This window comes from Microbacterium sp. bgisy207 (genome assembly GCF_057706855.1).
This window is the reverse complement of sequence record NZ_JBYIPB010000001.1, coordinates 111,663-125,373: the sequence shown is the minus strand read 5'-3', so window position 1 is coordinate 125,373 and position 13,711 is coordinate 111,663. Positions and strand designations below refer to the sequence as shown.

Annotated in this window: 10 protein-coding genes; 7 read left to right on the top strand and 3 right to left on the bottom strand. The window is 69.3% G+C overall.

The window, feature by feature from the left end:
- Window positions 1–63: 63 nt before the first annotated feature.
- The 3 genes from arfA to galE are packed head-to-tail and all read left to right on the top strand — an operon-like array spanning window position 64 to window position 4,323.
- Window positions 64–1,590, top strand: a complete 1,527-nt coding sequence (gene arfA, locus AC3ENO_RS00585; protein ID WP_434968690.1) for an arabinosylfuranosidase ArfA — start codon at window positions 64–66, stop codon at window positions 1,588–1,590.
- Window positions 1,587–3,320, top strand: coding sequence for a glycoside hydrolase family 35 protein (locus AC3ENO_RS00580; RefSeq protein WP_434968689.1), 1,734 nt, complete (start codon window positions 1,587–1,589; stop codon window positions 3,318–3,320). The genes arfA and AC3ENO_RS00580 overlap by 4 nt, the downstream gene beginning before the upstream one ends.
- A 25-nt stretch (window positions 3,321–3,345) precedes the next feature.
- On the top strand, window positions 3,346–4,323 hold the full coding sequence (gene galE / locus AC3ENO_RS00575) for a UDP-glucose 4-epimerase GalE (protein ID WP_434968688.1): 978 nt from the start codon (window positions 3,346–3,348) through the stop codon (window positions 4,321–4,323).
- A 43-nt stretch (window positions 4,324–4,366) separates the two neighbouring features.
- On the opposite strand, the gene AC3ENO_RS00570 is transcribed toward galE, so the two are convergent.
- Entirely contained in the window at window positions 4,367–5,368 is a 1,002-nt protein-coding gene (locus AC3ENO_RS00570) for a LacI family DNA-binding transcriptional regulator (RefSeq protein WP_434968687.1), read from the bottom strand.
- A gap of 47 nt (window positions 5,369–5,415) precedes the next feature.
- Here AC3ENO_RS00570 and galT point away from each other — a divergent pair, with 47 nt between their 5' ends.
- Together galT and galK are read left to right on the top strand one after the other, a co-directional pair.
- On the top strand, window positions 5,416–6,579 hold the full coding sequence (gene galT, locus AC3ENO_RS00565; protein WP_434968686.1) for a galactose-1-phosphate uridylyltransferase: 1,164 nt from the start codon (window positions 5,416–5,418) through the stop codon (window positions 6,577–6,579).
- Window positions 6,580–6,623: 44 nt separating this feature from the next.
- Window positions 6,624–7,784 carry a galactokinase gene (gene galK / locus AC3ENO_RS00560; protein WP_434968857.1) on the top strand — a complete coding sequence of 387 codons (1,161 nt, stop codon included), beginning with the start codon at window positions 6,624–6,626 and terminating at the stop codon, window positions 7,782–7,784.
- 59 nt (window positions 7,785–7,843) lie between these two features.
- On the opposite strand, the gene AC3ENO_RS00555 is transcribed toward galK, so the two are convergent.
- Together AC3ENO_RS00555 and AC3ENO_RS00550 are read right to left on the bottom strand one after the other, a co-directional pair.
- Entirely contained in the window at window positions 7,844–10,129 is a 2,286-nt protein-coding gene (locus AC3ENO_RS00555; protein ID WP_434968685.1) for a glycoside hydrolase family 3 C-terminal domain-containing protein, read from the bottom strand.
- Between the two features lie 55 nt (window positions 10,130–10,184).
- Complete coding sequence (locus tag AC3ENO_RS00550) at window positions 10,185–11,513, bottom strand: MFS transporter (RefSeq protein WP_434968684.1); 1,329 nt, start codon at window positions 11,511–11,513, stop codon at window positions 10,185–10,187.
- A 102-nt stretch (window positions 11,514–11,615) separates the two neighbouring features.
- Between AC3ENO_RS00550 and AC3ENO_RS00545 the strand changes: the two genes are divergently transcribed.
- Both AC3ENO_RS00545 and AC3ENO_RS00540 read left to right on the top strand, forming a co-directional pair.
- Window positions 11,616–12,203, top strand: coding sequence for a TetR/AcrR family transcriptional regulator (locus AC3ENO_RS00545; RefSeq protein ID WP_434968683.1), 588 nt, complete (start codon window positions 11,616–11,618; stop codon window positions 12,201–12,203).
- Complete coding sequence (locus tag AC3ENO_RS00540; RefSeq protein ID WP_434968682.1) at window positions 12,200–13,699, top strand: carboxylesterase/lipase family protein; 1,500 nt, start codon at window positions 12,200–12,202, stop codon at window positions 13,697–13,699. The genes AC3ENO_RS00545 and AC3ENO_RS00540 overlap by 4 nt, the downstream gene beginning before the upstream one ends.
- Window positions 13,700–13,711: the final 12 nt, after the last annotated feature.

The window sequence follows — 13,711 nt, the reverse complement described above, 5'->3', positions numbered from 1 at the left end:
CTCACCAACTGCGCCTTCCACCCCGGCAGTGACACGCCGCGAGACCCCGCAAGAGAGTCATCCATGACACGCACGGCGATGATCGCCCTCGATCTCTCCTCCCCCGGTGCCCCCGTCTCCCCCCGCATCTTCGGGACGTTCGTCGAGCACATGGGACGCTGCGTCTACGAGGGCATCTACGAACCCACCCACCCCACGGCCGATGCGGCCGGATTCCGGGGCGACATCCGTGATCTCGTCCGGGGCCTCGGCGCGACGATCGTGCGCTATCCCGGGGGGAACTTCGTCTCGGGCTACCGCTGGGAAGACGGCGTCGGACCGCGCGAGGAGCGTCCCCGGCGCCTCGATGCCGCATGGCACAGCACAGAGTCCAACGCCGTCGGCCTGCACGAGTTCGCATCGTGGGCCGAAAGCGTCGGTCTCGAACTGATGGAGGCCGTCAACCTCGGGACCCGGGGTCCCGCCGAGGCCGCGCAGCTTCTCGAGTACGCGAACCACCCCTCCGGCACCGCCCTCAGCGACTGGCGCCGCAGCAACGGCCGTGAGGCCCCGTTCGGCATCCGTGTCTGGTGCCTGGGCAACGAGATGGACGGCCCGTGGCAGATCGGCCACAAGACAGCCGACGAATACGGCCGCATCGCCGCCGAGACCGCGCGGCTCATGCGCTTCATCGATCCGGATGTCGAGCTCGTGATCGCCGGAAGCTCCAACCACGAGATGCCGACCTTCGGCACGTGGGAGCGCACCGTGCTCACTCATACCGCCGACCTCGTCGACCACATCTCGGTGCACGCCTACTACGAGGAACACGACGGCGACACCGCGAGCTTCCTCGCGTCAAGCGTCGGGCTGGATGCCTACCTCGAGGAGGTCGCGGGCATCATCGACGAGGTGCGCGCAGAGCGCGGGATCACCCGCCCCATCGGCATCAGCGTGGACGAGTGGAACGTCTGGAACCAGACCCGCTGGAACGAAGTCGACAAGCCCGCGGTGTTCAGCGGAGACTGGCCTGAGGCGCCCCGCCTCATCGAGGACGAGTACACGGCGCTGGATGCGGTCGTCGTCGGCTCTCTGCTGATCTCCCTCGTCTCGCACGCCGACCGCGTCTCGATGGCCAACCTCGCCCAGCTGGTCAACGTCATCGCCCCCATCCGGTGCGAACCCGGCGGCGCCGCCTGGCGCCAGCCCACCTACTTCCCGTTCGCGGATGCCGCCCATCACGCTCGCGGTCGCGTCGTCGTTCCGGTGATCGAGTCGGCGGCCGTGGACACGGCGCGCTACGGCACTGTTCCGACGATCGCCAGCGTGGCGACGCTCGAGGAGGACCGTCTCGCTCTGTTCGCGGTCAACCGCGGCCTGACCGAGCCGCAGGAGGTGAGCTTCACAGCGCCGGGCCGTGTCGTCGCCGCGCACGTCCTCGCGGGCCCGGACGGCGATATCCGCGCGACGAACGGTCCCGAGGCGGAACTCGTCGCCCCGCGCGAGCTTGCGATCGCGAGCGCCGGCGGCACACACACTTTCACCCTTCCCCCCGTGAGCTGGGCATGCGTGCGTGTCGAGCTCGATTCCCCTGCAGGAGATGCACTGTGACCCGCTTCGCCATCGGCGAGAACGACTTCCTTCTCGACGGCGCCCCCTTCCGCATCCTCGCCGGAGCCCTCCACTATTTCCGAGTACACCCCGACCACTGGGCCGACCGCATCCGCAAGGCTCGACTCATGGGGCTGAACACGATCGAGACCTACGTGGCCTGGAATGCGCACGAGCCGCAGCGCGGGCAGTGGGATGCCACCGGGTGGAACGATCTCGGCGCCTTCCTTGACGCCGTCGCCGCCGAAGGCATGTACGCCATCGTGCGCCCCGGCCCCTACATCTGCGCCGAGTGGCACAACGGCGGGCTGCCGGTGTGGCTGACCAGCACCCCCGGCATCGGGTTGCGCCGCAGCGAACCTCAGTACCTCGCGGCGGTCACCGAGTATCTGCAGCGCGTGTACGAGATCGTCACGCCGCGCCAGATCGATCAGGGCGGCAACGTCATCCTGGTGCAGATCGAGAACGAGTACGGCGCCTACGGGGCAGATGTCGCCTACCTCGAAGAACTCGTGCGGGTCACCGAGGCTGCCGGCATCACCGTTCCCCTCACGACCGTCGATCAGCCGATGCCCGACATGCTGCGAAACGGGAGCCTCCCGACGCTGCACCGCACCGGTTCCTTCGGCTCGAAGGCCACCGAGCGTCTGGCGACCCTGCGCGAGCACCAGCCCACCGGACCGCTGATGTGCTCGGAGTTCTGGGACGGCTGGTTCGACTGGTGGGGCGGGGTACATCACACGACGGATGCCGCGGCATCCGCTGCCGAACTGGAGGACCTGCTCGCAGCGGGCGCCTCGGTGAACATTTACATGTTCCACGGCGGCACGAACTTCGGAACGACCAATGGCGCCAACGATAAGGGGCGGTACGCCCCGATCGTCACCTCGTACGACTACGACGCGCCGCTGGATGAGGCGGGGAACCCGACCGAGAAGTTCCACGCGTTCCGCGAGGTGATCGCCCGCTACACCGAGGTGCCCGCAGAGCTGCCGGCCACGGCATCCGCAGCGCCCGTCTTCGAGGTCGAGCTCGCCCGCGAGGGGGATTGGCTGCCGAGCGCGCTCGGCGCGAGCACCGACGGTCTCGCGAGCTTCGACGATCTCGCACACGTCGGACCGCTCGTGCACTATCGCGCCGACCTTCCCGGTGGCAGCGGCGGACTGCTGACGGTCGGAGAGGTGCGGGACCTCGCGTGGGTACGCGTGGACGGCGTCGAGATCGGTCGCCTCTCGCGCACACTCCACGAGACGGCGCTGCGTCTTCCCTCGGGGGCCGTGCTCGAGATCACGGTCGAGGACCAGGGTCGCGTCAACTACGACATCCGCCTCGGTGAGCCCAAGGGCCTGATCGGCGAGGTCCGGATCGATGGCGCGGAACTGACCGGGTGGACGACACAGCCGGTCCATCTCGAGCGCGCCGTCGCCACCGTGCCGGGAGGCGCGAATGGGTCGGCGGTCGGTGGCCGCGACACCCTGCGCGGCACGTTCGACCTGGCCGCCGCCGCCGACCTGTTCGTCGACACGGCGACGTGGGGCAAGGGCTTCGCCTTCGTCAACGGGTTCTTCCTCGGCCGATTCTGGAGCGCCGGGCCGCAGCGCACGCTCTATGTTCCCGGGCCGGTCACGCGCGCGGGCCGCAACGAGATCGTCGTTCTGACGCTGGATGCCGCAACGGCTGCGACCGCGCGGTTCGAGGCATCCGCCCTCCTCGGACCCACCGAGGAATGAGCGCGAACCTGACAGGATGGAACCCATGAGCTGGCTTGTCACCGGCGGTGCCGGATACATCGGTGCCCACGTCGTCCGCGCACTGTCGACCGCGGGAATGGATCCCGTCGTCATCGACGATCTCTCCAGCGGGCATGACGGGTTCGTCCCCGACGGTGTGCCGCTCGTGCGCGGGTCCATTCTGGACCGAGACCTCGTCGAGAAGACGTTGCGCGAGCACGGCGTCGACGGCGTCATCCACGTTGCCGGCTACAAGTACGCCGGCGTCTCGGTCACCCGGCCCCTGCACACGTACCACCAGAACGTCGAAGGCACCCGCGTCGTACTCGAGGCGATGGCCGCGGCGGGCGTGACCAACATCGTGTTCTCCTCGAGCGCGGCCGTCTACGGAACGCCCGACGTGCCGCTCGTGGTCGAGGACCTCCCCAAACGTCCGGCCTCGCCGTACGGGGAGTCGAAGCTCATCGGCGAGTGGCTGATCGCCGACCAGGCTCGCGCGACAGCAGACACCGACGCCCCGCTTCGGCACACCTCGCTGCGCTACTTCAACGTCGTCGGCTCGGCCGACCCCACCGTATACGACACGAGCCCCCACAACCTCTTCCCGATCGTGTTCGAGAAGCTGCTGGCCGGCGAGACACCCCGCATCAACGGCGACGACTACGACACTCCCGACGGCACCAACGTGCGCGACTACGTGCACGTCGGCGACATCGCGGCCGCGCACGTCGCCGCCGCGCAGCGACTGCTGGCGGGTGAACCGGTCGAGGCCGCCTACAACCTCGGCTCCCAGAACGGGCTGTCGGTGCGGGAGATCATGGATGCCATGGCACGGGTCACCGGCATCGCCTTCACCCCCGAGATCGGCCCCCGTCGCCCAGGGGATCCGGACCGGATCGTCGCGACCGGGGAGCTTGCCGCCCGCGACCTGGACTGGCAGATGCGCTACTCGATCGACGAGATGGTGCGTTCGGGCTGGGAAGCACGTCGGAGGGCGAGCTAAGTCAGCCGCTGAGGTCGGCGCAGGACTGTTTCGCGCCGCCTGATCAGGAGGTGGCCGGTTCAGCGGTGCTCGCTCGCACGACCAGCGGGGCGTCGACCACCTGTCTCGAACCGGCGTCGGCCCCGTCGATCACCGCGGCGACCGCGCGCTGCCCGAGCACATCGAAGCGCTGCCGCACGGTCGTGAGCGCGGGTGTGTAGTTCGCGGCGTCGTCGACGTCATCGAACCCGACGACGCTCAGCCGGCCCGGAACAGACATGCCGCGCTCCGACGCCGCCCGCAGCATCCCGAGGGCCATCTGGTCGTTCGCGACGACCACGCCCGTGACCGCTGCGCGCCCGGTGACGGCATCCAGCACCTGCTGCCCCGCGTCGAAGCCGGATGCCGAGGACCAGGTACCGCGCATGACCGGGCCGGGTTCACACCCCGCGGCGGCCAGCGCCTCGCGCCACCCTCGCTCGCGCTCGGTGGCGGCGTAGGAGGACGCGGGGCCCGCGACGTGCGCGATCACACGATGCCCGAGGTCGAGCAGGTGAGCCGTGGCGAGCGCCGCGCCCTCCGCGTGGGCAGTTGCCACCCCGGGGTAGCGCTCGTCCGGCGGTGAGTCGACGACGACCAGGCGCAGGTCAGCGGGTAATGCGACATCCCGCAAGAGCGCGGATGCCTCATTGACGACGATCGCGCCATCCACTCCCTGTTCACGCAGCCGGTCGAACGCCTCCGCGGGCCCCCCTGCGCCGATACGGGCGATGGCGACGGCATAGCCGCGGACGGAAGCCTCGTCGACGACCGACTGCAGCAGCAGCGAGTTGCCGACCGTGGCGAGGGTCGATACGACAGCGCCGATGACGCCTGTGCGCCCGGTGCGCAGCGCCCGGGCGGCTCGGTGGACGCGGTAGCCGGATGCTGCCATCGCCGCCTCGACCCGCTCGCGAGTGGCGGGGTCGACGCGGGGGCTTCCGTTCACGACGCGTGACACGGTCTGGGCCGATACCCCCGCCAGTTCGGCGACGTCTGCCATGGATGTGCGGCGCTGCCCGGTCATGAAGCCTCCGTGTTGACGGTATCACGCTCGACGACTAGCGTGTTATCGTGAACACGCCCAGCGAACCGACCACTCTCGGAGCCGGTGTCGTCCGCCACGACACGACACTCGCGGACGGCCGCGACCTCTTCTACTACGACGACCCGGGCACCGCGCTCGGCGCGGAGCGCGCCATCGACGCCCGCCCGCTCGACCCCCGACCCGAGACCGCCACGATGCGGCAGGACATCCTGACCGGCGACTGGATCTCGATTGCGGCGGCGCGTCAGAACCGCGCGTTCCTGCCGCCGGCGGAGCTCGACCCGCTCGCCCCGCAGACGCCGACCAACCCGTCGGAGATCCCGTCGCGCTATGACGTGGCGGTGTTCGAGAACCGCTCCCCCTCGTTCGGACCGGCGCTGGCCGAGGCGCACGGGACGGCGCCCGAGGCATCCAACCCGCCCCGCGGCCTCGACGACCTCGAGGCACCGGGGCTCGGCCGCGTGCGCACGTCCGTCGGACGCTGCGAGGTCGTGTGCTTCAGCCCCGAGCACACCGGCTCGTTCGGCACGCAGACGGTGACTCGCGCCCGCACCGTGATCGAGGCCTGGGCCGACCGCACCGCCGCACTGTCCGCACTGCCGGGCGTGCAGCAGGTGTTCCCGTTCGAGAACCGCGGCGAAGCGATCGGCGTCACGCTCCCGCATCCGCACGGTCAGATCTACGCCTACCCGTACGTGACGCCGCGCACCCGCCGGCTGCTCGAGAACATCGACCTCACCAGCCCCGACCTGCTCGCGCGCGTCCTGGAGTTCGAGCAGACCGGGCCCCGGGTCGTGCTCGCGGGCGATCACTTCACCGCGTACGTTCCCTTTGCCGCGCGGTGGCCGATCGAAGTGCACCTCATGCCGCACCGTCACGTCGCCGACTTCGCCGAGACGACGGATGCCGAACGCGACGAGCTTGCCGCGCTCTACCTGCGCCTGCTGCGCGGGATCGACGCCCTCTACGAGACGCCGACGCCCTACATCGCGGCCTGGCACCAGGCGCCCGTCCACGTCGGCCGCGACAGCGTGCGCCTGCGGCTGGAGATCACCTCGCCGCGGCGCGCGGCCGACAAGCTGAAGTTCCTCGCCGGCTCCGAGGCGGCGATGGGCGCCTGGATCGGCGACATCCCGCCCGAGGATGCAGCGGCCCGCCTCCGTGACGCCGTCGAGGGGGTCCAGCTGTGAGCGCCGCCGATCCGCACGCCGCCGCCCTCGGGCTGCTGCGGGAGATGACGGATGCCGCGCCCCTGGGGGTCTGGTCGGCACCGGGTCGCGTGAACCTGATCGGCGAGCACACCGACTACAACGACGGGTTCGTGCTGCCGTTCGCGATCGATGCGCGCACGGCAGTCGCCGTCGCGCCACGGACCGACGAGGTCCTGCGGGTGCGCTCCAGTTTCGATGAGACCCCGGCGTCAGTTCCGATCGCCGGACTCGATGAGCTCTTCGCGTCCGCCGCGCCGGCATCTGTCCCCGAATGGTCGACGTACCCGCTCGGGGTGGCGTGGGCCCTGCGTCATGCCGCCGGAGAGTCCGCCTCGGCGCACGGTCTGGATCTGGCAATCGCCTCGTCGGTGCCGGTCGGCGCGGGGCTGTCGTCGTCCGCGGCCATCGAGTGCGCCGTCGCGGTGGCCCTCGATGAACTCTGGAACGCCGGGCTTTCGAAGCGGGAGCTGGCGCGCGTGGGCCGTACCGCCGAGAACGAGGCCGTCGGCGCACCGACGGGCATCATGGATCAGACCGCCTCGATGCTCGGCGAGACCGACGCCGCGGTGTTCCTGGATTGCCGGACACTCGAGACCGAGGTCGTACCCCTGGGGCTCTCGGACGCCGGGCTCGAGGTGCTCGTGATCGACACGCTCGTGACGCACGCGCATTCGACCGGCGGCTACCGCGAGCGCCGCGCCTCCTGCGAACGCGGAGCCGCAGCGATGGGCGTCGCCGCGCTCCGCGACCTGACGCTGGATGACCTCGAGCGCGCGGCATCCGTGATGGATGACGAGACGTTCCGGCGCGTGCGCCACATCGTGACCGAGAACGCGCGCGTCATCGAGACGGTGCGCGTGCTCCGCAGCGACGGGCCGCTGGCGATCGGTGAACTGCTGTTGGCCTCGCACGCGTCGATGCGCGACGACTTCGAGATCTCCGTGCCCGAGCTCGACACCGCCGTGGAAGCCGCGATGGTCGGTGGCGCGGTCGGCGCCCGGATGACCGGCGGCGGGTTCGGCGGCGCAGCGATCGCTCTCGTCCCCCGCGATCGCGTGGCGGAGGTGACGGATGCCGTGACCGCCGCGTTCTCGGCATCCGGATTCCGCACGCCGCGGGTGTTCACGGTACGGCCCTCCGCGGGCGCCCACCGCGACGACCCCGGCGGAGCTTCACCGCGGTAGGAGGTATCGCTGAGGGAGGACGATGGCAACGCCCCTCGTCCTCCCTCAGCGATGTGCACCTACGCCCGCTCCTGCTGAGGCGCGTTGGCCATGGCGATGAGGCCGTCGATCATCTCGGCGCTGACCTGGTCGCCGCCCATCATCGACATCCGGCCGATCGGGAACGAGAGCATCATCTTCTCCATCGACACGCCCTCGGGCATGACCGACTCGAGACCATCCATTCCCGCCATCATCTGCTGCAAGGCTCCCTGGACCATCTCACCGACGACGGGATGGGCGAGCACTTCAGCGAGCGAGGACTCCCGCGAAAGGGGGAGCCGCAGCGAATCGCCGTCCACCGCAACGGATACCGAGGCGCGGATGTCGCGGCTGGACGCTCCCACATCGACCGTGTACCGGCCGCCCTCGACCACCCAGCCATCGACACGGATGTCCCAGTAGGCGAGGTCGGCTCGACGGACCGGCACGATGACCTCCGCCGACGCGCCCGCGGCAAGAGCGACCGAGGCGAACCCCGTGAGCTCGCGGACGGGACGCTGCACCGTCGAGCCCGGCAGCGACGTATAGACCTGCACGATCTCACGCCCGTCCCGCTCACCGGTGTTGGTGACGGTGACCCGCACCTCGATGTCGCCGTCCGCCGTCACGGATGCCGCGGCATCCGTGTACGAGAACGTCGTGTACGACAGGCCGTGACCGAACGGATAGGCGACATCCAGGTCCCGCGCGTCATACCAGCGGTAGCCGACGAACAGCCCTTCGCCGTAGCGGACATGTCCGAACTCGCCGGGGAAGTCGAGGTAGGCCGGAGTGTCGGACAGCCGCAGCGGGATCGTTTCGGTGAGTTTGGCCGACGGGTTGACCTCACCGAACAGGACATCGGCGGTCGCCCCGCCGCCGGCCTGTCCGAGCAGCCACCCCTCCAGGATCGCGGGGACGTCTTCGGCAAAGGGCAGCGCCACGACCCCGCCGTTGGAGAGCACGACGACGACGTTCGGGTTGACCTCTCGCACGGCATCCAGCACCGCGAGCTGCTCGGCGGGCAGATCGATGTCGTCGCGGTCATAGCCTTCGGATTCCAGTCGCGCGGGCAGTCCGAGGAACAGCACGACGACCTTGGCAGCGGATGCCGCAGCCACCGCCTCATCACGCAACCGCGTCGCGTGGGACTCGTCGACATCGGCAGCCAGCGAGAACCCGGGGGCATAGGCGACCTCGCCGGTGGCGAGCGCGCGGATTTCCTCGAGCGCCGTGTCGAGGCGGGTCGGGTTGATCAGCGACGAGCCGGCACCCTGATAACGCGGCTTCTCGGCGAACGCTCCGATGACGGCAAGGGTCGCGTCCTTGGCCAGGGGCAGGATGCCGTCCTCGTTCTTCAAGAGCACGATGGAGCGACCGGCAGCCTCGCGGGCGAGGGCGTGGTGCGCGTCGACGTCGAGCGGTCCCGCCACCTTCCCTGCTCCTGCCCGGGCCTTGCGAACGAGATCGATGACCCGTCCTGCTGCGACATCGAGCGCCGACTCATCGAGTTCGCCGGAGCGGACCGCGGCGACGAGTTGGGCATCCGTGCGGCCGTTGGAGGAGGGCATCTCGAGGTCGAGGCCGGCGGGAAGACCCTTCACCCGGTCGTTGACGGCGCCCCAGTCCGAGACGACGAGGCCCTCGAAGCCCCATTCGTCGCGCAGCACGCGGGTGAGCAGCCACGGGTCCTCCGACGCGTAGACGCCGTTGATCCGGTTGTAGGAGCACATGACCGTCCACGGCTGCGCATCGCGCACGACCCGTTCGAACCCGCGGAGGTAGATCTCGCGCAGCGGCCGGGGGTCGATGTCCGAGCTTGCCCGCATCCTGTCGGTCTCTTGATTGTTGGCGGCGAAGTGCTTGAGGGAGGTGCCGACACCCTGCGACTGGACGCCCTTCACAAACGCCGCGCCCAGCACTCCCGAGACCAGCGGATCTTCGGAGAAGTACTCGAAGTTCCGACCGCACAGCGGCGAGCGCTTGATGTTGATGCCCGGGCCGAGGAGGACGGCGACATCCTCGATCGATGTCTCGACGCCGAGGGCCCGGCCCACCCGATCGACCAGCTCCACATCCCACGACGAGCCCAGTCCCACAGCGGGCGGGAAACAGGTTGCGGGCACGCTCGAGCCGAGGCCGAGGTGGTCACCGGCTCCCGCCTGCTTGCGCAGGCCGTGCGGACCGTCGGTCATCATGATCGACGGGATGCCGACCCGCTCGACAGGCTTGGTGTGCCAGAAGTTCAGCCCGCTGGTCAGCGACGCCTTCTCTTCCAGGGTCAGATCCGCGACGGTGGCATCGACGCTGTCGTTGTTGGTCATGGGGTTCCTTTCGGGGAGACGGGCATGCCCAAGGCAGGTTCACCTGGGCGAGAGGTTACTTGACGGATCGGATCGGCCATACCGCGAGCGCGCCGAGGATGCCGAGCACGATCGCCACCGGGAACAGGCCCTGGTATCCGAACGTCAGCACAATCGCTCCAGCCACCGCGGGCGCGAGTGTCTGCGGGAGCGTCGCAGCGATGTTCACAACGCCGAGGTCTTTTGCAAAGGACTTCGCGGACGGGAGCACCTCGCTGATCAGCGCGGTGTCGACGGCCTGGAACATCCCGAAGCCGAAGCCGGCGATGAAGGTCATGATGATCCATGCGGTCACGTCCTGCCAGAGCCACGGCAGCAGGAAGCCGAGACTCACGACAGCCGCCGAAGCGAAGACGAAGGGCTTGCGGCGCCCGATGCGGTCGGACAGAGGGCCCGACACGACAGTCGAGATGAGGATGCCGACAAGACTCAGGAGCCCAAGGACCGGAATGACGGTTTCGGGAGCCTCGATGCGGAAGTAGTCGGTCAGCAGAAACAGCTGGTATCCCGTCACGGCGAAGTAGCCCGTGTAGAGCAGGAGGCGGCCGGTGAAGGCCCAGAAGAAGTCCGGGTGGGTGATCGGACTCACCCAGAACGTACGGAGGAAGTCCCCGAGCTTGAACGGCTCCGGTTGGAGACCATGGCTCGAGTAGTCCGGGTTGAACAGCACGAACAGGCTCAGCATCGCGACCGCGAAGACGGCGAACACGATGTACCCGACGGCGACGCTGTTGTAGAAGAATGCGCCGAGGATCGAGCCGCCGAGCGCACCCACCATGAGTCCGATACCGGTGAGGGCGGCAAACGTGCCGCGGCGGGCGACCGGCACGCGGTCGGGCATCACCGCCGAGAGCGGACCCTGCGCGAAGTTGAAGCTGATCTGCACGAGGGTCCACGCGATGATGACGCCGACCAACGAGTTCGCGAAGGCCAGACCTACGAGGGCAAGGGAGCCCGCGAGCGCACCGATGATCAGCCACGGCGCCCGGCGGCCGAACCGGGTGCGCGTGCGGTCGGAGATCTGTCCGGCGATCGGCTGAGCGACCATGGCGGCGAACGCACCGATCGTGGCGACGACCGTGAGGTTGGCGACCTTGTCCGCCTCCCCGAACAGCACGGTGATCTGCTGCGGCAGAAGGATGCCGGGAATCGCGCCCCAGAGCATGAAGATGCCGAGGTTGGCAGGGATGATCCACCACATCAATCGGCGAAGGCCCTTGATCGGTGGTGGCGGGTCATCGGTACCGGATGCCGAGGCCACGAACGTGTTCTCGGTCATGGGGCCGGCGGCCGCGACCAGCGCAGGATCGGCGGGGCTCAGGGGGGAATCAGACGGCGATGTCATGGCACATACCCTTCGGGCAAGGAAGCGGTCCGACGGTGGACTCGCCGAAAACCATATGACACTAGGTTTTGAAAAACAAGCGCCATTCGGCACACTCATCTCATGGCACAACGAGGTTCGTATGCGAAAGGCGTCGCCAAGCGTGAGGAGATCCTCGAACGCGCGCTCGACGTGATCGCAACCGAGGGCTACAGCGGCGCCAGCGTCAAACGCATCGCCGAGGCCGTCGGGCTCAGTCAGGCGGGCCTGCTGCACTACTTCGACAGCAAGGAAGAGCTGTTCACCGAAGTGCTGCGCAAGCGCGACGAGCACGATGCCCAGCATTTCGGCGTCCTCCCCGACGTGGCGGAAACCGACAGCGAGAAGGCCCGGGCGGGCTTTGTGCGCGTCATCCGCCACAACGCCGACGTTCCCGGACTGGTCGAGCTCTTCTCGAGGCTCGCCGTCGAGGCTGCACACCCGGACCACCCCGCTCACGCGTACTTCGTGGAACGCGGCACCGCGCTGCGCGAGGCGTTCGCCCTCACGCCGGCGCCGGAGACGCTGTCCCCCGACGTGTTCGCACGCATCCTCCAGGCGGTCGCAGATGGCCTGCAGCTTCAGTGGCTGCTCGACCCGACGATCGACATGGCCGAAATCGTCGACCAACTCTTCGCCGCGCTGCAGCCTCGCGAATCGAGCACACGGTGACGGCGCCCCGACAGTCGGGCCCGGCCTCTGCCGCACCGGTCGTCGAGACACGCCTCGGTGCGGTTCGCGGCGTGTGGCGCGAACGGGCGGGGGAACGCAGCGCGGCCTTCCTCGGCATTCCGTTCGCGCAGGCCCCTGTCGGCGAACTCCGATTCGCCGCTCCCGCGCCCATGGCACCCTGGACCGGAGTGCGTGACGCGACGGCCTTCGGTGCGACGCCGCAGCGCGGACCAGTCGCCGAGGTGACACTCATCCCCGAGCCATCCGTACCGGGCGACTCGACACTCAACGTCAACGTGTTCACCCCGAGGCCCGGCGACTCCACGGCCCGGCTGCCCGTGCTGGTGTGGATCCACGGTGGGGGCTACGTCTCAGGGTCCCCCGCAAGCCCGTGGTACGACGGTGGCACGTTCGCCCGTCACGGCATCGTCACGGTCGTGATCTCATACCGCCTCGGTTTCGACGGGTTCGGGCTCGTCGACGGCGCACCGAGCAACCGTGGGGTACGCGACTGGCTGGCAGCACTGGAGTGGGTGCAGCGGGAGATCACGGCGTTCGGCGGGGATCCGGGCGCGGTGACGATCGCGGGCCAGTCGGCCGGCGGTGGCGCGGTGCTCACGCTGCTCGGGATGCCCGCCGCCCAGCACCTCTTCCATCGAGTCTGGGCTCTCTCACCTGCGCTGGGCGATGTCACCCGGTCGCGTGCGACGGCGGCAGCGGCGCGTCTGGCGGAACTCGCCGGGGTCCCCGCCACCCGGGAGGGGTTCGCCGCCGCGGACCCTGACGTCCTGGTCGGACTCCAAGAAGATGCGGGGTCATCGGGCGGCACTCAGCTGGCGGGCGTGCGGCGCCTCCTCGACGAGGGCTTGCCGTGGGGTCCGCTCATCGACGGGGATCTGCTCACGGCGCCGACGCCGGACTCGATCGCCCACGGCGTCGGCGCCGACAAGGAGCTCGTGCTGGGCGCGACCGACGACGAGTTCACGATGGTCACTGACGGCGTCAAGGGTCGGCTCAGGTTCGTGCCCGCAGGAGTGGCGCTCGCGGCTCTGGGCGTGGATCGCCGACGGGCTCGCAGGTTTCTGGCGGACAATACCGATCAGCGCGCCCGCGGAACTGCCGCACTCCTCGGCCGTTATGTGTCCGACAAGGTGTTCCGGGCGGGAGTCGCCCGGATCGCGGGGGCGCGGAGAGCATCGCCGACGTGGGTCTATCGATTCTCGTGGGCTTCGACGCGGATTGGCTGGGCATGCCACTGCATCGACGTGCCGTTCTGGTTCGACGTGCTCGACCGGGAACGCGTGGACCAGCTCACGGGCGATGACCCGCCCCAAGCGCTGGCGGATGTCCTGCACGGCGCCGCTTCGGCGTACGTGCGCAGCGGGACTCCCGGATGGCTGGCATGGTCCGAGGATCCCGGGCGCACGCGCGTTTTCGACGTCACCGGGCCCGAGACACTCGGCGACGGCTACGCCAGCGTCCGCGCCCTGCTCTGACAGCGAGCCCGC